General features: G+C 54.5%; 22 protein-coding genes and 2 pseudogenes. 11 read left to right on the forward strand and 13 right to left on the reverse strand.

Translation table 11 applies throughout. The features are described 5' to 3' along the window. The 3 genes from H5P17_RS24650 to H5P17_RS24660 form a co-directional block, all read left to right on the forward strand. The coding region (locus H5P17_RS24650) for a transketolase C-terminal domain-containing protein (protein WP_304621585.1) at positions 1 to 421 on the forward strand (421 nt) is incomplete at its 5' end. 625 nt (positions 422 to 1,046) lie between these two features. Continuing rightward, positions 1,047 to 1,595 (forward strand): urease accessory protein UreE, encoded by a 549-nt coding sequence (ureE, locus tag H5P17_RS24655; RefSeq protein ID WP_182825678.1) that lies wholly within the window; start codon positions 1,047 to 1,049, stop codon positions 1,593 to 1,595. Between the two features lie 113 nt (positions 1,596 to 1,708). Then, positions 1,709 to 2,131, forward strand: a complete 423-nt coding sequence (locus tag H5P17_RS24660) for a helix-turn-helix domain-containing protein (protein ID WP_044554683.1) — start codon at positions 1,709 to 1,711, stop codon at positions 2,129 to 2,131. A 48-nt stretch (positions 2,132 to 2,179) separates the two neighbouring features. On the opposite strand, the gene nudK is transcribed toward H5P17_RS24660, so the two are convergent. The 6 genes from nudK to napF all read right to left on the reverse strand — a co-directional run bounded on the left by nudK (position 2,180) and on the right by napF (position 7,258). After that, positions 2,180 to 2,755: a GDP-mannose pyrophosphatase NudK gene (gene nudK, locus H5P17_RS24665; RefSeq protein WP_182825679.1), complete on the reverse strand. Its 576-nt coding sequence runs from the start codon at positions 2,753 to 2,755 to the stop codon at positions 2,180 to 2,182. Between the two features lie 130 nt (positions 2,756 to 2,885). Next, entirely contained in the window at positions 2,886 to 3,503 is a 618-nt protein-coding gene (napC, locus tag H5P17_RS24670) for a cytochrome c-type protein NapC (protein ID WP_020828029.1), read from the reverse strand. Between the two features lie 11 nt (positions 3,504 to 3,514). Next, entirely contained in the window at positions 3,515 to 3,964 is a 450-nt protein-coding gene (gene napB, locus H5P17_RS24675) for a nitrate reductase cytochrome c-type subunit (protein WP_041414810.1), read from the reverse strand. A gap of 54 nt (positions 3,965 to 4,018) precedes the next feature. Then, positions 4,019 to 6,505 carry a nitrate reductase catalytic subunit NapA gene (napA, locus tag H5P17_RS24680; protein WP_182825680.1) on the reverse strand — a complete coding sequence of 829 codons (2,487 nt, stop codon included), beginning with the start codon at positions 6,503 to 6,505 and terminating at the stop codon, positions 4,019 to 4,021. Continuing rightward, positions 6,502 to 6,768: a chaperone NapD gene (gene napD, locus H5P17_RS24685; protein ID WP_044554680.1), complete on the reverse strand. Its 267-nt coding sequence runs from the start codon at positions 6,766 to 6,768 to the stop codon at positions 6,502 to 6,504. The genes napA and napD overlap by 4 nt, the downstream gene beginning before the upstream one ends. Beyond that, a complete protein-coding gene (gene napF / locus H5P17_RS24690; RefSeq protein WP_182825681.1) occupies positions 6,758 to 7,258 on the reverse strand; it encodes a ferredoxin-type protein NapF in 501 nt (166 codons plus the stop codon). Before napF ends, napD begins: the two co-directional genes overlap by 11 nt. A gap of 402 nt (positions 7,259 to 7,660) precedes the next feature. Here napF and narQ point away from each other — a divergent pair, with 402 nt between their 5' ends. Together narQ and narL are read left to right on the forward strand one after the other, a co-directional pair. Then, on the forward strand, positions 7,661 to 9,343 hold the full coding sequence (gene narQ / locus H5P17_RS24695; protein WP_182825682.1) for a nitrate/nitrite two-component system sensor histidine kinase NarQ: 1,683 nt from the start codon (positions 7,661 to 7,663) through the stop codon (positions 9,341 to 9,343). Positions 9,344 to 9,504: 161 nt separating this feature from the next. Then, the gene (gene narL, locus H5P17_RS24700; protein WP_044554677.1) at positions 9,505 to 10,137 is read left to right on the forward strand and encodes a two-component system response regulator NarL; all 633 of its coding nucleotides are present in this window, start codon (positions 9,505 to 9,507) and stop codon (positions 10,135 to 10,137) included. 26 nt (positions 10,138 to 10,163) lie between these two features. On the opposite strand, the gene H5P17_RS24705 is transcribed toward narL, so the two are convergent. Continuing rightward, positions 10,164 to 10,442, reverse strand: a complete 279-nt coding sequence (locus H5P17_RS24705; protein ID WP_020828036.1) for a helix-turn-helix domain-containing protein — start codon at positions 10,440 to 10,442, stop codon at positions 10,164 to 10,166. A gap of 280 nt (positions 10,443 to 10,722) precedes the next feature. On the opposite strand from H5P17_RS24705, the gene acrD reads away from it, so the two are divergent. Further along, a complete protein-coding gene (gene acrD, locus H5P17_RS24710) occupies positions 10,723 to 13,860 on the forward strand; it encodes a multidrug efflux RND transporter permease AcrD (RefSeq protein WP_182825683.1) in 3,138 nt (1,045 codons plus the stop codon). 120 nt (positions 13,861 to 13,980) lie between these two features. Here the strand turns inward: acrD and ypfM are convergent, their stop codons facing one another. Beyond that, complete coding sequence (ypfM, locus tag H5P17_RS24715; RefSeq protein ID WP_100396732.1) at positions 13,981 to 14,040, reverse strand: protein YpfM; 60 nt, start codon at positions 14,038 to 14,040, stop codon at positions 13,981 to 13,983. Positions 14,041 to 14,277: 237 nt separating this feature from the next. Next, positions 14,278 to 16,306, reverse strand: a pseudogene (locus H5P17_RS24720) (TonB-dependent receptor domain-containing protein). Between the two features lie 396 nt (positions 16,307 to 16,702). On the opposite strand from H5P17_RS24720, the gene H5P17_RS24725 reads away from it, so the two are divergent. The 5 genes from H5P17_RS24725 (at position 16,703) to H5P17_RS24745 (ending at position 21,648) form a co-directional block, all read left to right on the forward strand. Beyond that, the gene (locus tag H5P17_RS24725; RefSeq protein ID WP_182825684.1) at positions 16,703 to 17,773 is read left to right on the forward strand and encodes a YncE family protein; all 1,071 of its coding nucleotides are present in this window, start codon (positions 16,703 to 16,705) and stop codon (positions 17,771 to 17,773) included. A 9-nt stretch (positions 17,774 to 17,782) separates the two neighbouring features. Then, a complete protein-coding gene (locus tag H5P17_RS24730; RefSeq protein WP_044554673.1) occupies positions 17,783 to 19,954 on the forward strand; it encodes a TonB-dependent siderophore receptor in 2,172 nt (723 codons plus the stop codon). Between the two features lie 133 nt (positions 19,955 to 20,087). Continuing rightward, positions 20,088 to 20,567, forward strand: coding sequence for a tetratricopeptide repeat protein (locus tag H5P17_RS24735; RefSeq protein ID WP_182825685.1), 480 nt, complete (start codon positions 20,088 to 20,090; stop codon positions 20,565 to 20,567). 9 nt (positions 20,568 to 20,576) lie between these two features. Next, positions 20,577 to 21,008 carry a GNAT family N-acetyltransferase gene (locus H5P17_RS24740; protein WP_182825686.1) on the forward strand — a complete coding sequence of 144 codons (432 nt, stop codon included), beginning with the start codon at positions 20,577 to 20,579 and terminating at the stop codon, positions 21,006 to 21,008. Positions 21,009 to 21,039: 31 nt separating this feature from the next. Then, positions 21,040 to 21,648 carry a GNAT family N-acetyltransferase gene (locus H5P17_RS24745; RefSeq protein ID WP_020828043.1) on the forward strand — a complete coding sequence of 203 codons (609 nt, stop codon included), beginning with the start codon at positions 21,040 to 21,042 and terminating at the stop codon, positions 21,646 to 21,648. Positions 21,649 to 21,660: 12 nt separating this feature from the next. On the opposite strand, the gene H5P17_RS24750 is transcribed toward H5P17_RS24745, so the two are convergent. From H5P17_RS24750 to H5P17_RS24765, 4 genes and pseudogenes are all read right to left on the reverse strand, one after another. Then, the gene (locus tag H5P17_RS24750; RefSeq protein ID WP_041415576.1) at positions 21,661 to 22,086 is read right to left on the reverse strand and encodes a GNAT family N-acetyltransferase; all 426 of its coding nucleotides are present in this window, start codon (positions 22,084 to 22,086) and stop codon (positions 21,661 to 21,663) included. Between the two features lie 337 nt (positions 22,087 to 22,423). Then, positions 22,424 to 23,344 carry an SEC-C metal-binding domain-containing protein gene (locus tag H5P17_RS24755; protein ID WP_182825687.1) on the reverse strand — a complete coding sequence of 307 codons (921 nt, stop codon included), beginning with the start codon at positions 23,342 to 23,344 and terminating at the stop codon, positions 22,424 to 22,426. A gap of 174 nt (positions 23,345 to 23,518) precedes the next feature. Next, positions 23,519 to 24,633 (reverse strand): annotated as a pseudogene (locus tag H5P17_RS24760) (IS3 family transposase). Positions 24,634 to 24,811: 178 nt separating this feature from the next. After that, on the reverse strand, positions 24,812 to 25,031 hold a 220-nt coding region (locus tag H5P17_RS24765; protein WP_182825688.1), incomplete at its 5' end, for a recombinase family protein.

Here is a 25,031-nt window from a genome sequence, read left to right on the forward strand (position 1 = left end):
GCAGCCGCGTACCGCGGAGCAGCTGGCCAACGTTTACCGCGGCGGCTACGTGCTGAAGGACTGTGCCGGTACGCCGGACGTCATCCTGATTGCCACCGGTTCGGAAGTGGGTATCACCGTGGAAGCGGCAGACAAGCTGAGCGCGGCGGGCACCCAGGTGCGCGTGGTGTCGATGCCGTCTACCGACGCCTTCGACAAGCAGGACGCGGCTTACCGTGAATCCGTGCTGCCGGCGGCGGTGACGGCCCGTGTGGCGGTGGAAGCGGGTATCGCGGACTACTGGTACAAGTACGTGGGGCTGAACGGGGCTATCGTGGGCATGACCACCTTTGGTGAGTCGGCACCGGCGGAGCAGCTGTTCAAAGAGTTCGGCTTCACCGTGGATAACGTGGTGGCCAAGGCGCAGGCACTGCTGAAATAAGGCATCTCGCGACGCATTACTCCAGCCCGGCACCCTTGCCGGGCTTTTTCATTTGGGCCGCTGTTCGCTTTAATTTCTATATTCCACCACCCTCGATTGAGTTAACTACAATCGGGTAGCTTATACCTTTGTTTTATTTTAAACGGCGTCAACCCCATCACAACGGCATAATTAAAACAAAATAACCTCCGCGATAGTTTATTAGGAAATCAGTTTCAGAGAGATTTATTGATTTTTAATGCTATTATTTTTATTGCAAAACGGAATATTGGCAAACATCTCATATAACCAATGAGTCTGTGCTCCTTAGGATAATTCGCACACATTTAAGCAACAAAATTAAAACATGACTTATAATCAATAAGTTAAAAATAAATTAAAGAAAACTTAATAGCTAATAACTATTGATAGTTATTTTTCGATCGATAGAGCCGATAGATTTGACCGATCAAAAGGTAAAAATTAATAGATTGAACGATACGATCATAGCGTGTAATTTTCATTCCTATTTTAAAAATGCAAAGGAATAAAATAAAAAAGCATAAGACAAAAACGTTTCCTTCCGCATTTAGAATCACCCGAGAAATGACATAGGGATATTTACATCCAACATGAGGGAGGCGTCATGATTATTATCAGTGAAACACTTGGAAACATAAATCAGAACAAAGAGTGGCAAGACAAGATCCGCGGAACCACGCCAGACTACCTTATTCTGGACGCGGCGCAGTTGGAAAAGGAATGTCATCAACAATCCACCCATGATGGGCTGAGGCTGGCCGTGTTTATGCCCCCCAACAGCGCGCTGGCGGACGGAGACATTTTAATCTGGGATGAAGAGACGAAAAACGCCGTTATCGTGAAGGTCATCTCGCACGACATTATGGTGATTAACCTGCAGCGCCTGCTCTGCGCCCATTCGGATGCCATCATTCACTATGCATTCAAACTGGGTTTGATTTTAGGGCAACATAAGCTGCACGCCATGATAAAGAACAACCTGGTTTACGTCCCGATCACCATCGCTACCAGCACGTTGGACACCCTGTTCAAAGAAAACAGTTTTCACTCCCTGTCCTACTGGTATGTCAGCGGCGCCGATATTTCATCCCTGTTAACCCCTAATGAAATCGATCTCCTGTTTGACGGCATCTTTTCCTGTCAGCCGGAATGATATCAGGAGCCCATCCCACACGCTGCCAGCGTTCTTTTTATAAATCAGAGGCCTTTCACCCACGTAACAAAGCATGCCCCCCCAAAAAGCCGATGCAATAAAAGGAGTTTTCCATGGCAATTAATATGCAGATTTTTATTAATGACATGCTTAAATGGATAGAAAGCAATTTGGGCGCAGAGCTGGATATAGAGACGATTGCCAAGAAATCCGGCTACAGTCGATTTCACATTCAGCGGCTTTTCAAATTGCATGCCGGACTGACCATTGCCCAATATATCAGAATGCGACGAGTCACCGAGGCGGCGATCGCACTGAGATTCACCGACAGAAAAATCATGGATATCGCACTAGACTATGGCTTTGACTCTCAGCAGGTTTTTACCCGAATATTCAAGAAACAGCTAAAGACCACGCCAGGTGAGTTGAGGAGAAGCAAGCAATTAAACAATAAGCGGCTCTGTCATTCCTTGTACATGCCGACGATGCCACAAAAAATCCCGACGGGCCCGCCTAACGCCCACAAGCATGGCTAGCGAACCTGGGATCACCTCGCCGTTCGCCGGCGAGATGATCCATCGGCATCAGCCCATAATCCGATGAATTTGCAGGTACTGCAGCAGCATGATGGTCTTGCCGTCTTTAATACGGCCGTCGGCAATCATCGCCACCGCTTCGGTAAAGGGCAGTTCTACCACCTCAATATCTTCGTCTTCGATACCGCCGCCGGCCGCATTGCGCTCGTCGTCATGGTACTCGGCAATAAAGAAATGGACGATCTCGGTCACGCCGCCCGGCGACATATAGGCTTCGAAAATCTTCTTCACGTCACCGACCTGAAAACCGGTTTCTTCCACCGCTTCGCGACGCGCGCATTGCTCTGGAGAATCGGCATCCAACAAGCCGGCACAAGCCTCTAACAGCATACCGGTGTCGTTGCCATTCACGTAGGTCGGCATGCGGAACTGATTGGTCAGCACCACGGTCCCTTTGGCACGGTTGTACAGCAAAATGGTTGCGCCATTGCCACGATCGTAGACTTCGCGCATCTGCTGAACGGAGCCGCCATCCTTACGCTTCAGATCAAAAGTATATTTGTGCAGGACATACCAGTTATCCGAAAGCAGCTCTTTCTTCACATTCTCAATTTTCGCCGACATGAACCCTTCTTCTTTTCCGTTAGCTGAAACGCAAAAATGATACCGCGATTAAACGCCAAAGGGGCAATGGATTTGCAACAAAAAGCCCCGTGACTCATGGAGAGCAACAGGGCTTTTGGCCGCAAAGGGTTTAGAACCCGTTAGGAACGTCGCGCATGTCCGGCAGCTTGTGCGCAATCCCCTTGTGGCAATCGATACAGGTCTTGCCTTCCGTTACCGCCTTGTCGTGCATCTTCGCCGCCACGGTTTTCTGTGCGGTGAAGTCCATATATTCGAAGTTGTGACAGTTACGGCACTCCTGCGAATCGTTGGCCTTCATTCGCGCCCATTCGTTGCTCGCCATCGCCAGCCGATGCTGGTCAAACTTCTGCGGCGTGTCGATCAGGCCGAACGCCTTGGCGTACAGCTCCTTGCTGGCCTTTATCTTGCGCAGCATTTTCGGCGCCCATTCATGAGGCACATGGCAATCAGGACAGGTCGCACGCACGCCGCTGCGGTTGTTGTAATGAACCGTGCCCATGTACTCCTCGTAGACGTTTTCACGCATTTCATGGCAGCCGATACAGAACTGTTCGGTATTTGCCGCCTCCATGCCGGTATTGAAACCGCCCCAGAAGATAATCCCGGCGCCAAAGCCCAGCAGCAGCAGCGTGCCCAACGCCAGGCGGCTCGGCCTGCGCCACCAGCGCCATAACCGCAACAGCAGGCCGGGCTTTTTCTCAGTCGTGGTGTGTTTGCGTTCGCTCATAGTTCCCCCGCTTAGCGCCCAAAGCCCGGCATGGGCTGGAAATCATTGCCGACAATCGGCGCCGCGTCGGTTTGCGGTACGTGGCACTGCAGGCAGAAGTAGCGACGAGGCGCGACATCGCTCAGCACCTTGCCGTCCCGATCCATAAAGTGCGTCGGGCTGATGCGAGGTGCGCCGGTGGTGCGGTAGTGCTCCACCCCGTGGCACTGCAGGCAACGGTTGGTGTTCTTGCTGATCTGGTAACCGTCAACGCTGTGCGGGATCATCGGCGGCTGATTGACGTAGTTCAGCGCCATACGTTCTTGCTGTTTCGGCATCGAAATCGGCCCGCCGACCGAGGCGGACACTTCCGGGGACTTGCTGAGATCAACATCACCCGCGGCAAACGCCAGACCGGCGAACGCCAGCGACAATAAGGTCACCCACAGGGCAAGCGTCTTTTTCATAACAGGGCTTTTCATTTTTATTTGGCTCCCGGGTAATAAAATGGGGTCTTCATTGGCCATTGGTCAGCCTCACACCTTCTGCAACTTCACGGCACATTTCTTGAAGTCGACTTCTTTAGAAAGCGGATCGGTGGCGTCCAGCGTCAGGTTGTTCACCAACTGTGCCGCATCGAAGAACGGCATGTACACCAGCCCTCTTGGCGGGCGGTTACGGCCGCGGGTTTCGACAGAGCTGATCACTTCACCACGACGCGACAGCACCTTGACCTTGTCGCCACGTCGCAGGCCACGGCTTTTTGCATCGAGCGGATGGATGAACAGCACCGCCTGCGGGAAGGCGCGATGCAGTTCCGGTACCCGTCGGGTCATGGTGCCGGTGTGCCAATGTTCCAGCACCCGGCCAGTGGAAAGCCAAAGATCGTATTCGCCGTCCGGACTTTCCGCCGCCGGTTCAAACGGCAGCGCAAAGATCACCGCCTTGCCGTCAGGTTTACCGTAGAAACGCACCGCTTCGCCCGCTTTCACGTACGGATCCGTTCCTTCGCGGTAGCGCCACAGCGTTTCTTTGCCGTCCACCACCGGCCAACGCAGACCACGCGCCTGGTGGTAGCTGTCGAACGGCGCCAAATCGTGACCGTGACCACGCCCGAAACCGGCATATTCCTCAAACAGGCCTTTCTGCAGATAGAAACCGACTTCCCGCGCTTCATCGTTGAGCTGATCCGCCGGGATTTCCGACAGTGGATACTTATTGACCTGGCCGTTGGCGAACAGCACGTCGTACAGCGTTTTACCGCGATACTCCGGCTTTTGCGCCAGCAGATCGGCCGGCCACACTTCCTCAACCTTGAAGCGTTTGGAGAACTCCACCAGTTGCCACAGATCGGATTTCGCCTCGCCCGGCGCTTTCACCTGCTGGCGCCAGAACTGAGTACGACGCTCCGCATTACCATAGGCGCCCTCTTTCTCCACCCACATGGCGGTCGGCAGGATCAGATCGGCGGCCAACGCGCTGACGGTCGGATAGGGATCGGACACCACCACAAAGTTGCGCGGATCGCGCCAGCCCGGCATCCTTTCTTCATTGATGTTCGGCCCGGCCTGCATGTTGTTGTTACACATCACCCAGTAAGCGTTCAGCTTGCAGTCTTTCAGCGCACGGTCTTGAGCCACCGCATGCAAACCGACTTTCGCCGGGATGGTGCCGGCCGGCAGTAGCCATTTCTGTTCGGCGATTTGGCGGTGCTTCTCGTTGGTGACCACCATGTCAGCCGGCAGACGGTGAGAGAAAGTCCCGACCTCACGCGCGGTGCCGCACGCAGAAGGCTGGCCAGTCAGGGAGAACGGCCCGCAGCCGGGTTTGGAGATCTTGCCGGTCAGCAAATGCAGGTTGTAGCACAGGTTATTGGCCCACACGCCGCGCGTATGCTGGTTGAAGCCCATGGTCCAGTACGACACCACCTTGATGTTCGGGTCGGCATACAGCTTCGCCAGCGCTTCCAGCTGGTCTTCCGGCACGCCGCTCATTTGGGCCGTTTTTTCCAGCGTGTATTCCGCCACGAAGGCTTTGTACTCTTCGAAACTCATCGGCTCGGAGGCATCTGAACCCGGATTTTTCGCCTTTTTTTCCAGCGGGTGGGTCGGACGCAAGCCGTAGCCGATATCCGTCGCGCCACGGCGGAAGTTGACGTGCCGATTCAGGAAGTCCTGATCCACCGCGTTGTTTTGAATGATGTAGTTGGCGATGTAGTTCATGATCGCCAAATCGGTCTGCGGCGTGAACACCATGCCGTTGTCCGCCAGCTCGAAGCTGCGGTGCTCGAAGGTGGACAACACCGAGACATTGACGTGCTCGTTGCTCAGGCGACGATCGGTAATGCGCGACCACAGGATCGGGTGCATCTCGGCCATGTTGGAGCCCCACAGCACGAAGGCGTCCGCCTGCTCGATATCGTCATAGCACCCCATAGGTTCGTCCATGCCGAAAGTGCGCATAAAGCCCACCACCGCCGACGCCATGCAGTGGCGTGCGTTCGGATCCAGGTTATTGGAACGCAGACCGGCCTTGAGCAGCTTGGCAGCGGCGTAGCCTTCCCACACCGTCCACTGGCCGGAACCAAACATGCCGACCGCCTCTGGGCCCTTCTCTTTCAAAGCCTGCTTGAACTTGTCGGCCATGACGTCGAACGCCTGTTGCCAACTGACCGGGGTAAATTCGCCTTCCTTATGGTACTGGCCGTCTTTCATGCGCAGCAGCGGCTGAGTCAGTCGGTCTTTTCCGTACATGATTTTTGGCAGGAAATAGCCTTTGATGCAGCTCAACCCACGGTTGACCGCCGCGTCCGGATCGCCCTGCGAGGCAACGATACGGCCATTCTGAGTGCCGACCAGCACCCCGCAGCCGGTGCCGCAGAAACGGCAGGGAGCCTTGTCCCATTTAATAGCGTCAGCACTGCCCGCCACCGCCTGTGCCACCGTGGGAATAGTCAGCCCGGCGGCGGCCGCAGCGGCTACCGCGGCATTAGCTTTCATGAAGTCTCGACGACTGAGTTTCATGGCGTTACCTCACCTTGAGTGTCCTGCTGGTGATAAACCAGCGATACCGCCAGCACGCCTTCCAGATTGCGCACCGACTCAATTTTTTCCAGCAGCCCTTGCGAGCATGCCGCCTGCATCACTACCACCAGCTTGCCGTTCTGCTGATCCTGCGCCGGAATTTCCGTGTCAGCGATCGCCAGCAAGGCCGTGACGAGTTGGGGAAAGCTTTCCGGTCTCGCCTGCACGACCAGACCGCTGACATGCCATTCGCTATTCATCATTATTATTTTCGCTCTGGGTTAAGGTGACGGCACCGGTCGGGCAACCGGCGACGCAGGCGCCACAGCCGTTGCAGGCTGCCGCATCCAGCATCGGCTGCGCCATTTCGCCTAAGCGGGGCCGAAAGCGGATCGCCTGGGGCTCGCAGTTGTCCTGACAGCTGCGGCACTCCACGCCCCGTTGCGCCAGGCAGGCAGTACCGAATACCGCATGGTGCCGCCAGGGGGTTTCCGTCAGTGGACGAAACACGGGTTCCGCGCAGGCCTGCGCACAACGCCCGCAAAACGTGCACTCCGCTCGTTGGAAATCGATTTCGGGAAAACCGCCGCTGCCGCTGACGAGCACCCCGGTTTCACAGGCGCGAACGCAGGCCTGACAGCGGGTGCAATCGGTAATAAAAAGGGATTGTTGCCGCGACCACGGGGGGCGGATCGCAGCGGTTGGCTGACGCCATTGTCCTCCGAGCAGTTTGCGTCGCGACAATATGGTCATGCTGGTTATCCTTGACATTGCAAACACGGCATCGCGTGTAAATAGAACCTGTTTTTGTATTGTTATTGTTGCTGCTGCGCCCTGTGGGTTTCATCATGCTGACAGGCATAAACCCCTGAGAAAGACGGGGGTAAGATAAGGGGAGCGCGGGGGGTATATAATCCCCCTAAAGGGGTAAATACGGGGGTAGCTTGCGCCAGATCAATCTATTAATGGGGGCCGCGAGGTTTTCGCCGCCGATCTGCCGTCAAACGCTATCTAGCTGATTATATAACGTAGGCTGCTTACCGCTGCGGTGAACGACCTGGCGCACAATGCCGCGCATTTTAGTTGCAAAAGTTATAATTTTGCTTTCGAATGAAACCCGGCAATGCCCATTGCCTGTGAGAGAAGGATAGAGGATTGCTTGTTAAACGTTCAGTGACCAGCAGCCTGGCCAAGGCGCTGTTTTGCATTGTGATTCTGTCCGTGCTCTCTACCGGGTTGGCGCTGACCACCGTCGCGGACAGCCTGCGTGATGCCGAAGCGGTCAACATCGCCGGTTCACTGCGCATGCAGAGCTACCGGCTGGCCTATGATCTCACCCGCCCCGCCCCGGAGCTGGAAAACCACCTGTTGCAGTATCAGCAGTCTCTGCAGGCCCCGGCATTGCAAAAGCTCGATCGTTTTTACGTGCCCGCGGACGTGCAGGAGAAATACCTGTCGCTGCAGCACGCCTGGCAACCGCTGGCACAGCAGATCCGGACCGGCCAATCGGCAGATTATCAGGCCAACATTGCCGGCTATGTGAACCAGATTGACCATTTCGTGTTGGCGCTGCAGCGTTATTCCGAGCTGAAACTGACCATCGTCGCCACCATCAGCGTAGTAGGCTATATCGCCATCATCGGCCTGGTGCTGTTTTGCATCCGTTTTATGCGCCGTCAGGTGGTGACGCCGCTCAAGCACCTGGTGGACGCCAGCCAGCGTGTGCAACAGCGCGATTTTAACCATCCCCCGCTGGATACCGCACTGCCGAACGAGCTGGGCGTGCTGTCGCAGGCCTTTACCGCCATGTCCGGAGACCTGGCCAAACTCTACCAGTCGCTGGAGCAGAAAGTGCAGGTGAAAACCCAGCGCCTGCAGCAGGCGAACAAGACGCTGGAGGTGCTGTACAACTGCTCGCAGGCGCTGAGCGTGCGGCAGATAGATCAGCAGGCCTTCGAGAAAATCCTGCATATCGTGCGTCAAAGTGAAGATTTGCACTGCATCCGCTTAAAAGTGGCAGACAGCCTCAGCGAATGGCAGTTGCACAGTGGTCTGCCTTCGTCGACGCTGGACTGGCAATCGTTGACCATCATCCAGGGCGACAAACCGCTGGGGGAACTGAGCTGGCAATATCAGGAACATCCGCCGCACCCGCACCTGATGCAGAGCGTGGCCAACATGCTGAGTCGTGGGGTTTATTTTAACCGCGCCCAGAAACAGCACATGCAGTTCTTGCTGATGGAAGAACGAGCCACCATCGCCCGGGAGCTGCACGACTCTCTGGCACAGGCCCTGTCGTTTTTACGCATTCAGCTCACCTTGCTCAAACGCACGCTGGCAGGCAGTGCTCCCGATGCGCAAGAGATTATCGCCGATTTTGATCGGGCCCTGGCCGATGCTTACCGCCAACTGCGAGAGCTGTTGACCACCTTCCGCCTGAATATTCAGGAGGCCGATTTGAACACTGCGCTGAACCAATTGTTGGCGCCATTAAAGGTTCTTACCGGCGCACGGATTCAGTTACACTGTCGGCTTTCTTCCCAGGCGCTCAATGCTCAGCAGCAGGTGCATGCGCTGCAAATTGTGCGTGAAGCGGTGCTCAACGCCATCAAACATGCCGATGCGCGGGAGATCGTGATTCGTTGTGAGGTCACGGCCGAGGGTGACAACAGGATCAGCATCGCTGACGATGGCTGTGGCATTGCCAGCCTGAATGAACCTGAAGGTCACTACGGGCTGACCATCATGAGCGAGCGCGCTGCGCGGCTGGGAGGAACGCTGCGCATCCAGCGGGGAGAGCCAGACGGCACGGAAGTCCGCCTGACGTTTCCGCCATAAAACCAGGACTGTTCACCCTTCGTTACGGTTTAGCGAAGCCCGAAGGTCATTTCAGGATGTTCGTGGCGCCAATTACCACTATTTTATAAGAGTCAGTCCCACTGTGAAGCGTGCTGGACAGCGCGTTTGAGTGGCTTTACTCGCTACAGGGAGCATATTTCATGGTGATGAAGAATTACCGAGTGATGATCGTCGACGACCACCCGCTGATGCGCCGAGGCATCAAGCAACTGCTGGGGCTGGATCCGCTGTTCAACGTGGTAGCCGAAGCCAGCAATGGCAACGAAGCCATCACTTTCGCGTTGCAGCAGACACCGGACGTGATCCTGCTCGATTTGAATATGAAAGGTTTGTCCGGTCTGGACACGCTGAAAGCGCTGCGCAATGAAGGCGTCGATGCGCGGATCATCGTGCTGACGGTATCAGACTCGCGCAACGACGTTTATGCGCTGATCGACGCCGGTGCCGACGGTTACCTGCTGAAAGACAGCGAACCGGAACAGCTGTTGGAACATATTCGCGCAGCCGCAGAAGGGCAAAACGTGATCAGCGATGCGGTAGCGGACTATCTGTTATCCCGCAGCGAACAACACAATCCCTTTGCCGAGCTGACTGAACGCGAACTGGACGTATTGCAGGAAGTGGCGCGTGGCCTGTCGAACAAGCAGGTGGCGGCGCAACTGCACATTTCTGAAGAGACGGTGAAGGTGCACATCCGCAACATGCTGCGCAAACTGGACGTTCGTTCACGCGTGGCCGCGACGGTGATGTATCTGGAACACCGGAGTCAATAACGCTTCCCCGGCATGCCGGGGAGGGTTTATTCGATGGCGGCAAGCAGCGCCTGATGATGCTGGTGAACCCAGCTCTTGTTGATCGGCCCCCAGCTTTCCAACTGGTAAAAACCATCGTTATTGCGCACGCCCTGCTGAACAAACTGCAATGCCACTCCCAAGCCCGGCAAGGCTTTCAACACGTCTTGCAGGGTGCGACGCGGCCAGCCGGTCAATTCCATCAGCCGCGGGACGTTTGGCCGTTCGCTGTGGCTGATTAACCAGCACAGATAAAGACGACGGGCAAATACCGGGTTAATTTCCATGCCTTGCTCCTGCTCTAAAGTGAGTCCTGATGACTTTCCGGGAACCCCAGCGGTCAGGTCCTTGATTGCAATAAAATTGTCTTAATGACGTTTTTAACGGCAAAGATGGCAATATTGCGTGTTTCTCCTACCGTTATTTACATTATCTCCTTTTTTTCTCCACGCTTTACTCCCTCTTCCCGAGTAAAGTGCATAAGCGCCGGAATCCTTCCCAGCCGCTGATAAACGCAATTCAGATGCGTCTTAAAGATAGAACAAGTCACAACGAGGTTCGCGCTGCATGGCCAATTTTTTTATTGATCGCCCGATTTTCGCCTGGGTTCTGGCAATTATTCTTTGCCTGACCGGCGCCTTGGCGATTTTTTCGTTACCGGTGGAACAGTACCCGAACCTCGCGCCGCCGAACGTTCGCATCAGCGCCAACTACCCTGGCGCCTCGGCGCAAACGCTGGAAAATACCGTCACCCAAATCATCGAACAGAACATGACCGGTCTGGACAACATGATGTATATGTCGTCGCAGAGCACCAATACCGGCCGGGCCACGGTGACGCTGAGCTTTGAGGCCGGCACCGATCCCAACGAGGCGATGCAACAGGTGCAAAACCAGCTGCAGGCGGCTATCAAGCGGCTGCCTCAGGCGGTGCAGACTCAGGGCGTGACGGTGTCGAAATCCGGCGATACCACGCTGATGATGGTGGCCTTCGTTTCCACCGACGGCAGCATGGACAAGCAGGACATTGCCGATTACATCGTTTCCAACCTGCAGGATCCGCTCAGCCGTATCAACGGCGTGGGCAGCATGGACGTTTATGGCTCGCAATACGCCATGCGCATCTGGCTCGATCCCAACAAGCTCAACAGCTACCAGCTCACCACCCAGGATGTGGTCAGCGCGATCCAATCGCAGAATGCGCAGGTGGCGGTCGGTCAGCTCGGCGGCACGCCTTCCGTCGACAAGCAGGCGCTCAACGCCACCATTAACGCGCAGTCGCAGTTGCAAACGCCGGAACAATTCAAACAAATCACCCTGCGGGTCAATCAGGACGGCTCACTGGTGACGCTGGGCGATGTTTCCACCATCGAACTGGGTGGCGAAAACTACGACTACCTCAGCCGCTATAACGGCATGCAGGCCGCCGGCATGAACATCAAGCTGGCATCCGGAGCCAACGAGCTGCAAACCGATCAGTTGGTGAAAGACAAAATTGCCGAACTGTCGCAGTATTTCCCGCACGGGCTGGAGGCGAAAGTCGCCTATGAAACCACCCCGTTCGTTAAGGCCTCAATAAAAGACGTGGTGAAAACCCTGCTGGAAGCCATTGTCCTGGTGTTCCTGGTGATGTACCTGTTCCTGCAGAATTTCCGCGCCACGCTGATCCCCACCATCGCCGTGCCGGTGGTGCTGATGGGCACCTTTGCCATCCTTTCCGCCTGCGGATTCAGTATCAACACCCTGACCATGTTCGCCATGGTGCTGGCCATCGGGCTGCTGGTGGATGACGCCATCGTGGTGGTGGAAAACGTCGAACGCGTGATGAGCGAAGAAGGCTTGCCACCCCGGGAAGCTACGCGTAAATCCATGGGCCAAATCCAGAGTGCGCTGGTAGGTATCGCCATGGTGCTGTCGGCAGTGTTTATCCCGATGGCGTTCTTCGGCGGCACTACCGGCGCCATTTACCGCCAGTTCTCCATCACCATCGTTTCCGCCATGGTGCTGTCGGTGCTGGTGGCGATGATCCTGACCCCTGCCCTGTGCGCCACCCTGCTCAAACCCATTGCCAAAGGCCACCATCACGGCAAGCGCGGCTTCTTCGGCTGGTTCAACCGCATGTTCAACCGTAACGCCGACCGCTACGAGCGTGGCGTGGCGCGGGTGCTCCACTCCAGCCTGCGTTATATGCTGATTTACGTGTTGCTGCTCGGCGGGATGGCGCTGCTGTTCATCAAGCTGCCGACCTCCTTCCTGCCTCAGGAGGACCGTGGGGTGTTCACCGTTCAGGTGCAGCTGCCGCCAGGATCGACCCTGCAGCAAACCACCAAGGTCGTGGAAAAGGTGGAAAACTACTTCCTGACCCAAGAAAAAGAAGATGTGCTGTCGGTGTTCTCCACCATCGGTGCCGGGCCGGGCGGTAACGGACAGAACGTGGCGCGCATGTTTATTCGTTTGAAAGACTGGGATCTGCGAACCTCCGGCGCCAACAGCTCTTTCGATATCATCGACCGCGCGACTCAGGAGTTTAATAAGATTAACGAGGCTCGGGTGATCGCCAGCAGCCCACCGGCCATCACCGGCCTGGGCAACTCATCCGGTTTCGATATGGAACTGGAAGACCACGCCGGGCTGGGCCACGACAAACTGATGGCGGCACGCGATCAACTGCTGAAACTGGCGGACGCCAATCCGCTGCTGACCCGGGTGCGTCACAATGGCCTGGATGACAGCCCGCAGTTGCAAATCGATATCGACCAACGCAAGGCGCAGGCGCTGGGTGTCTCTATCGATGACATCAACAACACCCTGTCGACCGCCTGGGGTTCCACCTACGTCAACGACTTCGTCGATCGTGGTCGAGTGAAGAAGGTTTATGTGCAGGCCGCCGCACCGTTCCGCATGCTGCCCGGCGACATCGACAAATGGTATGTACGTAACAGCGCAGGCGGCATGGTGCCGTTCACCGCCTTTGCCACCTCGCATTGGGAATACGGCTCACCGCGCCTTGAACGCTATAACGGCAGCTCAGCGCTGGAGATTGTCGGCGAAGCGGCTGAGGGCGTCAGCAGCGGCACCGCGATGGCGGAAATGGAGAAAATCGTCAGCCAGTTACCGATCGGATTCGGCCTGGAGTGGACCGCCATGTCCTATCAGGAACGCCTTTCCGGTTCACAAGCGCCGGCGCTGTACGCTATCTCGCTGTTGGTGGTGTTCCTGTGTCTGGCGGCGCTTTATGAAAGCTGGTCGATTCCGTTCTCGGTAATGCTGGTGGTGCCGCTCGGTCTGATTGGTGCCGTTGCCGCCACCTGGATGCGCGGGCTGGAGAATGACGTTTACTTCCAGGTGGGGATGCTGACCATCATCGGGCTGTCGGCGAAGAACGCCATTCTGATCGTCGAATTCGCCAACGAGTTGAACCAAAAAGGGCAGGATTTGATGTCCGCCACGCTGGATGCCTCGCGCATGCGTCTGCGGCCGATTCTGATGACTTCCCTGGCCTTTATCTTCGGCGTATTGCCGATGACCATCAGCAGCGGCGCCGGCTCCGGTAGCCAGCACGCGGTGGGCACCGGGGTGATGGGAGGGATGATTTCCGCCACCCTGCTGGCAATCTTCTTCGTGCCGTTGTTCTTCGTGCTGGTGCGCCGCCGGTTCCCAGGCAAGCAACCCCTGGCCGCCGAAACGGAAGATGCCGGGAAATAACGGGCATAAAAAAGCAGCGTCGGGAGACCGATGCTGCTTTATTTCGAACCAGAGGTTCGATCCCAAGGTGTTTCAATGACCCACAAATAAACCAACCTTGCTATCAACTTTACCGCAGTGTCAGTTGCCTAACATCTCATCGATGAAGTCTTTCCAGTTTCCCAACTCACGATCAACCATAATAATTCACAACCTCAATTAATAGACGAAGCGAATTCTACGCCTGTTTTTTGAGCAAGTGAAGCGGTTAGGGAACGATACCACCCGCGAAAACAGGGGATAGTGCACATTTTCGTACTTATCTTATCGAGCAAGAACTGCGGCTATTCCCTTCCGATATCAATCCAGCAAATGGGATAGATAAAAGATCTAAACCGGCCGCCAAGGCACAGCGGCCGATCTTTGACTCAGTTAGCTCTAGAAATCGACGCGCAGACCAAGGTTATAGTGACGACCTTCCAACTGCGGATAGGCGCCCCAATTGGTGGTGCGTTTAGGGGCTGTTATACACGCCGGCCATCACCTGAGTGTGCTTATCCAGGCGATAAATCACGCCGGCGTCCAGCAAGGCATAAGCGTTATATCGAGTATGATCGCCGGTATCCTCGTTACGGCTGCGATAATTGACCTTGGACCAGACGTCCAATGCCGAAGCCGCAGCCCACTTGGCGGATAAATTGGCCATGTGTTTCGGGAAGTCATTCAACGCAAAGCCCTTGTTGGCGCCGTTTTTCTGTTCACTCTTGTTAAACGTATAGTTTGCGCTGAGGTTCAAACTGTCGGTCGCCTGCCACTCGGCATTGAGCTCCACGCCGTACACATTGGCCTTGCCGATATTGAAATACTTATCAATGGTGTCGGCGTTATAACCGTTAACCACGCAAGGGTGATTTTCACTCGCCTCGCAAATGTTAACTTCGGCGATTTTGTTCTTGAAGTCGGTATAGAACACCGTGCCGTCGAAAGACAAATCGCGGTTGTTGTTCCAGTACAGGCCCAGCTCGGTATTCACGCTGGTTTCCGGCTTCAGTTCGCTGTTCCCCACCGACAGATAGGGATAAGGCGGGTTGCTGCCACGCGGCGTAATGAATTGATCCGAGTTTTCACGCAGCGACGGTTTTTTATAGCCGGAAGAGACCCCGCCCTTCAGCGCCCAGGCTTCGTCTAAAATCCAGTTGCCATAAAGTTTCGGGCTGATGTGGGTGCCGAAGTAGTTGTCCCGATCCATACGCGCAGAGGTGGTCAGCGAGAAGTCATCGATATTCCACTGCCCTTCGGCAAACAGCGCCCAGCCGTCACGCGAGATTTTGGTTACCGGATCGACACCCGGCGCTTTTTTACTGTCGGCGTAGAAATCGTCATTGAGCGTTTCACGGCTGTAATTGGCACCGAGGGTCAGATTATGCTCGCCGAGGCTCAGCCTGGCCTGACTGTTCAGCACGTAATTTTCGGTTTGGATATGCTGCGGCGCCAGGCTGACAGAGCGATATACCGACTCGCCTTTTTCGTACTGGAAATAACTGGTGGTGGCGATGCTGTCATCCGCGTACCAGCCCGAATGGGTCAGGCTCAGAGCATCGCGATCGAAATCCCAGCCCCATGGCATACCGCCGCCTTTGGTCGAACGACTGCGTTTTTTCTCCCCTTTGGCCAGATTGAGATCGAACAGGTTAGTTTCATTGGCCGCGAAGCCCAGCGTCATGTCGAGCGCCTTTTTGTTGTTCTTGCTGAAGGCGTTAGGCTTTTCATCTTCACGACGATCGAGGTAGTCCGCCGACAGGCTGAGGCCCAATACGTCGGGTACCAAAGGTCCCATCAGAAACAGGTTCGCTTGCTGAGTGTTACCGAAGTCCTGATGCTGTTGCAGGAAGCTGTTGCCGGCTATCGAGCCAATCCACTCCCGTACGCCAAACGGCTTTTTGGTGATCACGTTGACCACGCCGCCAATGGAGTCGGAACCGTATAACGATGACATCGGGCCACGGATCACCTCAATGCGGTCGATGGCCGCCAGCGGCGGTAAAAAACCGGCTTCGGTACCGATATTCTGACCGTACGGGCGCGACTCGCCGGTATTTTGTTTGATGCTGTTGACCATGAACGAGGTATAACTCGAGTCCATACCGCGGATCATCACATCGCCGGACACTTCGCTCCCGGCCCCGTTGCTGACGAACACCCCGGAGACATCCTGTACCGCTTCGGCGACATCCCGGCTGTTCTGCTTTTCGAAGGTCTTTTTATCGATGACGGAGATACTGGCGGGGGCATATTTTTTGTTCTGCTTGAACCCGGAGGCGGTCACCACGACCTGATCCTCTTGCAAGGCATCCTTGTCTTTTTCTGTCCCGCCTTCCTGCCCGTAAGCCTGAGGCGCGCACATCAAAGCCAGCGCTATCGCCGTGGCGATGCGCGATCCCTTTCCCATGGAGGGTTGATTGATCATTTCCTTTCCTAAATAAAGCCTGTTTCCGGTGGGTGTTGTAGCCCACAAAGCCTTTCCAAAACGGCTGATGCCGCAAAACGCAGCACGGCACTCAATGCCACTGCAAGCGTCGCCGTAGCGACCTGTCGTTATGATTTTTTATTTACACTTCTTAACGATCGCCGGGCGAATATAGCGGATATTTCTCGACATTAAAACGAAATGAAAATCATTACATATTTCAAACATACCGGAAACATCGTTATTCAATAACATGATTTTATAAGGGATATTTAATAAATCATTATATTTCAACGCCAAACACTCATATCTTCATATGATTAATTAAATGATATTGATATTAATAATCAATATCATTAGCATCGGCGAATCGTAAACTGATGTAAAGGAATGTATATGAAGATGCACCTGTCCACTTCAGGCAAAGGTTTCTCCCTCAGCGCCCTGGCGTCTGCCGTGCTGCTGCTGTCTTGTTCAACGCTGGCCGCCGATCTTCCCGAGAGTCAATTCCAAACCAAACCGGTCGGGCATGGCCTGTATGAACTGGCTTTTGATGGCACCAGCAACACCCTGTTTGCCGCCTCTACGCCTTCCTTCGCCAAAGAAAAAAACGGCGGTATCGTCTTCAGGGTCAACCCGGCCACGCTGGCCACCGACGCCAATATCGTCACTAAGCGCCGCGCCTTCGCCACTGCCCTGGATGAGCAACGCCATCTGTTGTACATCGGCAACACCGTCGACGGTTCGGTCACGGTGATCGATACCCAGACCGGTAAAGAACTCGCCACTATCCAACTCAACGAAAGCGTGAAAGAAGATCAGTTCGTCCCTACGCGCGAACTGGTACTCGATAAGAAAAATCAGCGCCTTTATGTTTCCGGTACGGCACAGAAAGGCGTGCTGTGGGTTATCGATACCGCCAAGCGGGAAAAAATTGCCACGCTGGGCAACATGGGTGAATACCCTACCGGCATTGCGCTGGACAGCGAACGCGGCCATATCTACTGCGTTAACGGTCGCGGTGAGCTGATTACGCTGGACGCCACCAGCCATAAGATCCTCAAACGCGTGGTGGTCGAACCGACCAAAAAACACTTCTTCCTCAATATCGCTCTGGACAGCAAAACCGGTCGTGCGTTTATCACCGATCCGGACTTGCCAAACGTACTGGTTGTGGACGTCAACAGCGGGAAAATCCTGCACCAGATTGACGTAATCAATTCTCTGGCGGTGCTATTTAACCCGCTACGCAGCGAGATCTACATCACTCACCGTGAAGCCAAGCGCATCAGCATCGTCGACAGCAACAGCTATCAGGTGAAAAACAGCATCACCACCCAGGCACTGCCTAACAGCCTGGCGCTTTCTTCCGACGGCCAGCAGCTGTTTGCCAGCATCAAGCAGTCCAAGGAAGAGATGGAGAAAAAACAGGACTACCTGATCAAAATTAATCTCGGCGGATTGTGAGGCACGTCCATGGCTAGTTTTATGATTCGCCTCTCCGGCGGCGTGCTGCTGTGCGTCCCGGTGATGATGGCTCAGGCGGCGAGCACCGAGCAGACCGCCCGCAGCCAAAAAGAAGAAACCCTGGAGGTGGTCGCTTCCCCCTTCAGCGATGACGGCAGCACCGAGAATACCGGCTCCTACACCACCAAACAGATGACCACGGCAACCGGGTTACCGTTGAGCATCAAGGATACGCCGCAGTCGGTTTCGGTGATCTCGCGCCAATTGATTGACGATCTCAACGCCAACTCGCTGAAGGAAATCTTGCGCTGGTCTACCGGCGTCAGTGAAAGCAACTACGATAGCGAACGTTCTTCGTTCAACTACCGTGGCTTCAGCGTTGATAACTATCAATACGATGGCGTGCCCACTTTCTTTGACTCCGGCTTCTCTGGCGGGGAATCCGAGATTGACTCGATCACGCTCGATCACGTGGAGATCGTCAGAGGGGCAGCAGGATTATTGAACGGCGTCGGTAACCCGGGCGCGGCGATCAACCTGGTCAGGAAGAAAGCCTCCAGCCTTTCTCCTTTTGCCCGTACCGAGCTTTCCGCCGGTTCATGGGACCACTACCGCACCACCATCGATGCCGGTACTCCGCTTAATGATGAAGGTACCGTCAGGGTGCGCGTCGCCGCCTCCGGTGAACGCAGCCACTCTTTCATGGAACGTCATCAGGAACGCAAAGGGACGGTATACGGCACCCTGGAAGCCGATCTGACCAGCGCCACCCTGCTGCGTCTGGGGGCTGACTATCAGCAAAATCGGCCAAAAGCTTCCACCTGGGGCGGCGCACTGCCAACCGGCTGGTTCAGCGACGGCAGCGAGATCAACTGGGATCGCCACTACAGCGGGGCTTCTGACTGGTCAAGCTGGGATACTACCCTCAGCACCCAGTTCGCCACGCTGGAACACCAGTTCGCTAACGACTGGAAAGGCGTAGCCAACTACACCCACAGCCGTCAGGCCTTCGATGCCAAAATGGCGATGAGCCTCGGCGGGCTGATCGACCCGGACACCTGGGCAGTGAAACCTTCAACCCCTTACGCCGGACGCTATGAAGGCTACCGGGATCAGCACGCGGTAGACCTGAAGCTGAACGGGGATTTTCCGCTGTTGGGCCGCACCCACAAATTTGTGGTGGGCAGCTCCTCCGCCTGGCAGCACAGCTACAGCACCTATCGCAGCGCCAGCACTACGCAGCTGTTTAGCGGCAGCCTGAGGGATTGGAACGGCGGCCTGGGTGAACCTGTGTGGTCAGACAAAATGCCGCAGCAGGATTTCCGTACGCGGCAAATCGGGATTTACAGCAGCGCCGACTTCTCGGTGACGGATCAGCTGGATCTGGTGCTCGGCGCCCGTTTCAACAGCTTTAAAAACACCACCACCACCACCGCGAATAAAGTGACTCCGTTCCTGGGGGCGGTGTATAAGCTGACCGATCAGGTTTCTGCCTATGCCAGCTACACCGATATCTTCAAGGATCAGAGCCTGCTCGACAGCAGCGGCCACTATCTGGCGCCGATCGAAGGGGTCAACAAAGAGGTGGGCATCAAGGCCGCGCTGCTGGATGAGCGTCTCAACGTTTCGCTGTCGGCGTTCCGTATCACTCAGGACAACCTGGGCGTACTGGACGAAAACACCCGCGACCTGAACTGGCTGCAACAGACCTATCATGAGAGCCAGGGCGCAACCAGCAAAGGGGTGGAGTTCGAGCTGAGCGGTGAACTGGCGCAGGGCTGGAATGCCCAGTTGGGCATCACCCATTTCACCTTGAAGGACAAGGATAAGGTTAATCTCAACACCGAGCAGCCCCGCACCCGCATCAATCTGTTCACCACCTATCAGTTGACGGGCGCGCTGCGCGATCTGACGCTGGGCGGTGGCGCACGCTGGCAGAGCAATGTTTATGCCAACGTCCAGGGTGCCAGCAACGGCGAATTTGTCGAGCGCAAAGCCGAGCAAGGGTCCTACGTGCTGGTCGATGCGATGGCGCGTTACAAGCTGACGCCGCAAACCTCGGTGCAGTTGAACCTGAACAACGTTTTCGACCAGAAATACTACTCGCAGGTGAATTTCTACAGCACCCGCAACTATGGCGAACCACGTAACTTCATGGTGACGCTGAAGCACGAGTTCTGATCGTCCTACAGGATTAATCGGCCCCGGATAACGGGGCCGATTTATTTCTAATCTCTATATCCCTTGTATGAGGAATTCTTCCGTAGTAGCGTGCCAATGGTATAAAAAACCCCCATTTCTCTGAGGCCATGTCATGTCCCCTACGCTGACCATCGAACAACTGAAAGAGCTGGGCCGTTATCAAGACGCCACCGAACTGGCGCAACAGCAGCTCCGCCAACGGCCGGAAGACGCGGCGCTGCACTATCAGTTAGCCTGTCTGTACGACGTGCAAGGATTTGAGCAACAGGCAATCCCCTGTTACCTGGCGGCGCTGGCGCGCAATTTACCGGCACCTCAGCGACAGGAAGCCTGGCTCGGGCTGGGCAGTACCTACCGGGCGCTCGGCCTGTATCAGCAATCGCTGGCCACCTTCGACCAGGGACTGGCCGAATTTCCCGAAGCCAAAGAGATCACCCTGTTTCGCGCCATGACTTTGTACAACCTCGGTGAAACCAAACAGGCGGTGGCCGATCTGCTGCTATTGCTGGCGGAAACCTCCTCGCATAGCGACATCAGCAGCTACCAACGCGCCATCCGTCAATACGCTGCCGATCTGGACCGTATCGGTTAGGAGGAAAACATGGAGATTGTCACCGATCCAAAAAGCTATGGCGTCGACTGGTCGCAATTGGCCAGGCTGCTGGAAGCCGCGGGGCTGGGCCAGCGTGACCCGCAGGTGCTGCAACGCGTTTATCAGCACAGCCAATTTTGCTACTGGGGCTACCGCGACGGCCGATTGATGGCCACCGCCCACGCCATCAGCGACATGACCTCGGTAGCCTATCTGGCCGACGTGGCAATCCATCCGGACTTTCAGGGGCTGGGACTGGGGCGACAGCTGATGGATCGGGTGATGCAGGATTTGGCGCCGCTCGGCAAAGTGTTTATCTACTCGGTTCCCGACAAGCTGGCATTCTACAAAAAATACCGCTTCCGCGAGCTGACTACCGGCATGGTCTATGCCGACAGCGCGGCGTTGGAACGCCTGGAGTTGAATGGCTATGTCCGCTAAGCAGTCAATTTAACGAGGAAAGTTGCAGAATATGTCTGACCTATGCTGGCTTGGTGAAACCGAGTTGAAAAGCGACAACGTCAGCCTGCTCCCACTGCGTAGAGAGCATGCGCAGCCCCTGGTACAGGCAGCCGCCGACGGACGCCTTTGGGAACTTTGGTTTACCTCGGTACCCACAGAAAATACCGTCTCAGATTACATCGACTTTGCCTTGAGTGAACAGGCCGCAGGACGAGCGTTGCCGTTCGTCGTCGTGCACAACGCCACGCAAAAAATCATCGGTACCACCCGTGTTTGTCATGCCGATGCGCAAAACCGTCGCGTTGAAATTGGCTATACCTGGTATGCCAAGAGTCATCAAAAAACCACCGTCAACACCGAGTGCAAACTACTGCTGCTCAGTTATCTGTTTGACTCTCTGGCGGTGATTGCCGTTGAGTTTCGCACTCACTGGCACAACCAGGCTTCCAGAGCGGCTATCGCACGACTGGGTGCCAAGCAAGACGGAGTCCTCCGGAATCACCAGAAAAATGCGGATGGCAGCTATCGGGATACGGTGGTTTTCTCCATCATCGACCACGAATGGCCGATGGTGAAAAAGAACCTGGGTTATAAATTGCGACAGGTCAGAGACGAGTAACGGTCCGCTAAGCTACAGCGTCTTCATCATGAAAACACGGCTGGTGCCCGCCGGCAGGCAGGGCACCTCGCCAAAACGCGTCCAGCCGTTCAGTTCATAAAACTTCGGCGCCTGAAAGCTGATGGTGTACAGCACGGCGGAAACGCAGCCCCTGCGCCGTCCCTCCAGCTCGAAACGGCGCAGCAGTTCGCTGCCCAACCCCGATCCGCGCAGCGATTTTGGCAAATGAAACAGATCCACAAACAGCATGCCCAACGATGAGCGTCCGCTGATGCCGCCCAACACTTCACCGCTGGCCGGATCTCGCACCACCACAGCCAGTGGGCGACGATCGTTGGTGCCGGTCACCTCATCGTTGTATTGATTCAAGCCTGCTTCGATCAGGGCTTCTATTTCTTCCGTCGCATTTTCGGCAACTTCAATCAGGTATTTTTCCATGCTCATCTTCTTCTTATGTAGGGTGACTGAATAGCGCACTAAGATTTGCAAAATTCGCCGCACTGATTGCACGCCGTTTTTTTTCAGCTTTTCCCCGGCTTTCAGACCATTGGACGGTGGAACTCCCCGCCATTTTTCGGCATGCTGGTCGCTGGCTTTCATTTCACCGCCACCGGCGGTTTACCACCGGCCGCACGCGCCGGTGTTGGGTTTCAGAGAAGGTTCTTACTCCATGACGTTGACCATGTACGGCATCAAAAATTGTGAGCTATTTTTATCATAAGCACCTCAAAAAGAGGGAGCAAGAGAGATAGCTTTGCTCCCATCCAAAAGCGAATCAGCCAAGGGCACCGCAACACCTTTTAAACTTCTTTCCACTCTCACAGGGACAAAGATCGTTTCGCGATGTCTTCGCAACAGGCTGAAAAACTTGCTTTACGGCAGCTTCAAGGACTAGAAGCTCACTTGCCTGAATTACATATCCAAGGTTATTAGGGATACTTCCGATTGATATCTGTTTCGTATCAGTAGGGACATCAACAACAACGATTTCTCCGCTAGTCGAGTGCTGAGGGCCAGCATACAATGTGCCAAGTAATGCAATTCGAGTTCCGGCACACAATGCACCATCCGGGCTAACAAAACTCCCAATATTCGCCAAGAATACAGGTGAGCCCGATGAGCCGGGAAAGCAAGCCGCATCGATGAGAAATTCAGGTTTTCCATTCAGATTCAACTTGGGATGAGTGGCGGTAATCCCCTTTCTGATGATTGGCAGATTGTGAAGCTGATCCCATAGCCCGTTCGGATAACCAATCATTACGATCTCCTCCATCGGGGGAAGTGACTCTAAAAGCTCCCTGCTCGCTAAAATCTGTTTATCAAGGGGTACAAAGTAGTAAGCTCGGCCATCTTTGCTTGCGTTATTTAAGATTGGCCCAATAGGAAAAGCGACCAAATCGATTGCAGCTATCGGGTGGGGGATGCAATATTTTTCCAATTCGTCAAGAACAACAGCTTCATGCATCGCCAATGCTGGGGTACCGTCTTCATTTTTTAATGTTAAATGGAAAACCCCACGGATAGCACCTTCGGTAACATGTTTGTTTGTTACTACGCAAGGAATTGCCGTTTCCTCTGTCTCGCAAAACATGAATATGTAGCCGGAACCTGATGAGATTCTGTTTTGTGAATCTGTGCATTCAATACGTACCGTACTATGCACAAGTTGCGTAATGGGATGGATGAACTCAGACATTGATAAAGGCTCCGTAAAAAATTACCTGTCCCAATGTATATGGGAAAACTGGATATTAAACGAGATGTATAACCTCTAATAGGTTACTGATTGACCAATTTTTTTAAAACTCTTTTTTAGCTTTATTGTGCTTTCTTCATGAAGTGACCCAGTTCCGGTAGACAGTTTCCGTCCTCACGGCGAGGCCTTTTCGAAGGCATCCGGACTGGCGCCACCGAGATGACTGTGACGCCGGGCCCGGCTGTAGAACACTTCAATGTAATCGAAGATATCCGCACGGGCCAGATCCCGAGTTTTATATATATGTTTTCTGATCCGTTCTTTTTTCAGCGAACTGAAGAACGATTCGGCCACCGCATTATCCCAGCAGTTGCCACGCCGGCTCATGCTCGGGGCCAAGTTATTGGACCGACAGAAGCACTGCCAATAGTCACTGCCGTACTGGCTGCCTTGGTCTGAGTGTACGATGACCCCGCCCTCAGGTTTTCGTCGCCAGACCGCTATCATCAGCGCATCCAGCGCCAGTTCGCGTGAGAGCGTGGGTTTCATCGACCAGCCCACGACGTTACAGGCAAAGAGATTGATGACTACCGGCAAATACAACCAAACCTGTCAGGTGCGAATATAAGTAATGTCGGTGACCCAGACCTGATTGGCCCAGATAACAGTAAACTGCCGCTGCATACGATGTAGGGGAAACTAATGAAGGTCTGCCAGCGATGCGACGCGGAGATTTATAGCCGCGCACGGCTTTAATCCGGTTCAATTGTATAATACACTAACACGGTTTTTACCGCAGGTTTCCCCGATTTCGCTTAGGTCGCCATGAATCCGTCGGTAACCGTATACACCTCCGCTCAGTGAATATGAGTCACGGATGAGCGTCAGCAGACGCTGGTTATCTTTATCACGCGCTGAGACCGGTTTCGGCCTGGGCGGCATTGAGTACCCGACACATCGTCATCACACCCCATACAGTGCGGTGCTCATTGATAAAGCGGTACTTCAGTCAGGTTCCCTTGCAAGGTACCGCGCGGCCTTTTTCTGGATATCTCGTTCTTCTGCGGTACGTTTTAGCTGCGCCCGTAGTTTCAGGATCTCGCTTTTGGCTTCCAGTGAATCCCGGGCATGCTGCTCGCTATTATCAAGTTTGATAACACGTAGCCACTTGTGAGGCTGTGTGAAGAAACGCCCAAACACTCAGATACTTCGGCAGCGGAATAACCGCGTTCCGTTATCTGACCGACGGCTTCTTCCTTAAATTCAGGTGTAAATCGTGGTGTGCCCATATGCCCCCCTATGCTCAGACTATAGGGCAGGACCGTCTACCGGGGTGGGTTCAATCCAAATATAGGCCAGATTTGTCTACGGAGTCAGGGTCAAACTCATGACAATATTATTTAAATTGTTTTATACAACATAGCTAAAAACCTACCGTATTAAATCATGGTATAATTAACCTCTGTATCATAGGCACTTGATTATTTCATATTCGTCAAAATTCCGCTCAGTTCTATTAGATGTGTACTCACCTTTACATCGTTTATTTCTCAATAAATGACATATTTTAGTACTATCCCATTTTTTATTGTCAATCAACTTACCAGTAGCGTTCAATTGTTGTGCAATCGTATAACTACGTATTCCAGAAAGATATAAATCTAATACCTCACGTACTAATATATTA

It is taken from the genome of Serratia sp. OS31, from assembly GCF_014164835.1.
GTDB lineage: Bacteria > Pseudomonadota > Gammaproteobacteria > Enterobacterales > Enterobacteriaceae > Serratia > Serratia liquefaciens_A.

What these genes read in the sequence shown, in the direction of transcription:
- nudK (WP_182825679.1), bottom strand. Translation starts at nt 2,755, where the DNA reads ATGTCGGCGAAAATTGAGAATGTGAAGAAAGAGCTGCTTTCGGATAAC.
- H5P17_RS24705 (WP_020828036.1), bottom strand. Translation starts at nt 10,442, where the DNA reads ATGGAAATTAACCCGGTATTTGCCCGTCGTCTTTATCTGTGCTGGTTA.
- napD (WP_044554680.1), bottom strand. Translation starts at nt 6,768, where the DNA reads ATGATGAATAGCGAATGGCATGTCAGCGGTCTGGTCGTGCAGGCGAGA.
- H5P17_RS24725 (WP_182825684.1), top strand. Translation starts at nt 16,703, where the DNA reads ATGAAGATGCACCTGTCCACTTCAGGCAAAGGTTTCTCCCTCAGCGCC.
- napA (WP_182825680.1), bottom strand. Translation starts at nt 6,505, where the DNA reads ATGAAACTCAGTCGTCGAGACTTCATGAAAGCTAATGCCGCGGTAGCC.
- ureE (WP_182825678.1), top strand. Translation starts at nt 1,047, where the DNA reads ATGATTATTATCAGTGAAACACTTGGAAACATAAATCAGAACAAAGAG.
- H5P17_RS24740 (WP_182825686.1), top strand. Translation starts at nt 20,577, where the DNA reads ATGGAGATTGTCACCGATCCAAAAAGCTATGGCGTCGACTGGTCGCAA.
- napB (WP_041414810.1), bottom strand. Translation starts at nt 3,964, where the DNA reads ATGAAAAGCCCTGTTATGAAAAAGACGCTTGCCCTGTGGGTGACCTTA.
- napF (WP_182825681.1), bottom strand. Translation starts at nt 7,258, where the DNA reads ATGACCATATTGTCGCGACGCAAACTGCTCGGAGGACAATGGCGTCAG.
- acrD (WP_182825683.1), top strand. Translation starts at nt 10,723, where the DNA reads ATGGCCAATTTTTTTATTGATCGCCCGATTTTCGCCTGGGTTCTGGCA.
- napC (WP_020828029.1), bottom strand. Translation starts at nt 3,503, where the DNA reads ATGAGCGAACGCAAACACACCACGACTGAGAAAAAGCCCGGCCTGCTG.
- H5P17_RS24755 (WP_182825687.1), bottom strand. Translation starts at nt 23,344, where the DNA reads ATGTCTGAGTTCATCCATCCCATTACGCAACTTGTGCATAGTACGGTA.
- narL (WP_044554677.1), top strand. Translation starts at nt 9,505, where the DNA reads ATGGTGATGAAGAATTACCGAGTGATGATCGTCGACGACCACCCGCTG.
- H5P17_RS24750 (WP_041415576.1), bottom strand. Translation starts at nt 22,086, where the DNA reads ATGGAAAAATACCTGATTGAAGTTGCCGAAAATGCGACGGAAGAAATA.
- H5P17_RS24745 (WP_020828043.1), top strand. Translation starts at nt 21,040, where the DNA reads ATGTCTGACCTATGCTGGCTTGGTGAAACCGAGTTGAAAAGCGACAAC.
- H5P17_RS24730 (WP_044554673.1), top strand. Translation starts at nt 17,783, where the DNA reads ATGGCTAGTTTTATGATTCGCCTCTCCGGCGGCGTGCTGCTGTGCGTC.
- H5P17_RS24660 (WP_044554683.1), top strand. Translation starts at nt 1,709, where the DNA reads ATGGCAATTAATATGCAGATTTTTATTAATGACATGCTTAAATGGATA.
- H5P17_RS24735 (WP_182825685.1), top strand. Translation starts at nt 20,088, where the DNA reads ATGTCCCCTACGCTGACCATCGAACAACTGAAAGAGCTGGGCCGTTAT.